The sequence below is a fragment of the Polynucleobacter sp. MG-28-Ekke-A2 genome (assembly GCF_035012985.1).
In the GTDB taxonomy this organism is placed as follows: domain Bacteria; phylum Pseudomonadota; class Gammaproteobacteria; order Burkholderiales; family Burkholderiaceae; genus Polynucleobacter.
The window spans coordinates 1-774 of record NZ_JAYGQU010000059.1 but is presented as its reverse complement, the minus strand read 5'-3'; the positions used below and the strand labels follow the sequence as shown (position 1 = coordinate 774).

Genomic DNA, 774 nt, shown 5'->3' with positions numbered 1-774 from the left:
GATCTAGCATTACTTCATGTTCCCAGCGCTTGACTCTTCTGTTTGTTCCGGTAGTGCACTGAGGCTTTAAGGCACAGGTTTTGCAGTTGGAGCTCCAGTATGCAATCAGATTCTTACCATGCTCCACAGTTTTAAATCGCTCTATTAATACTTGCCCTGCAGGGCACTCGTATTCATTTTTATCGGGGTGGTAGATAAACGCATTCTTATCAAACAGACCACTAGATCGATTGCTAGAGGTTTTGCATTTGGGGATGATGGGAGTGACACCCAAGTCCATGCAGTCTTTGATTTGTTCACCACTGTAATAACCCTTGTCTGCCACTACGGTCAGCTGCGTTACTTGCAGCGCTTCTTTGACTTGGTTAGCTATCGCAGCCAGGCTGCTTCGATCATGCCCGACATTAGTTAACTCATGGGCTACGATGAGATGATTCTTGGTATCTACAGCAGCTTGCACGTTATAACCCACGATACCGCCTCCGCGGTGTTGCATCGACCGGGCATCGGGATCACTCATGGAGATCTGTTTATCTGGTGCTGCTTGTACTTTTTCTTCAATAGCTTGTAGCTGTGCCATCTGGGCTTTAAACAACTCGATACGCTCAGCCAACCGAACTTGATGTGGCGTGGACCCCGTAGGAGAGCGCAGATCAGCTGCCTCTAAGTCTTTTAAGTACTGCGCAATACTAGCTTCAGCTTCTTGGATACGACGTTTGATCTTGGCCTGGGTGAAGTTCTGATCGGAGCTGTTCACGGCTTTAAATTTACTGC

1 protein-coding gene is annotated in these 774 nt (G+C 47.5%); it reads right to left on the bottom strand.

Annotated elements, in window-relative coordinates; all coding sequences use genetic code 11:
* On the bottom strand, window positions 1-757 hold a 757-nt coding region (locus tag VC188_RS11910), incomplete at its 3' end, for a transposase (protein WP_323484107.1).
* Between the last annotated feature and the right edge of the window lie 17 nt (window positions 758-774).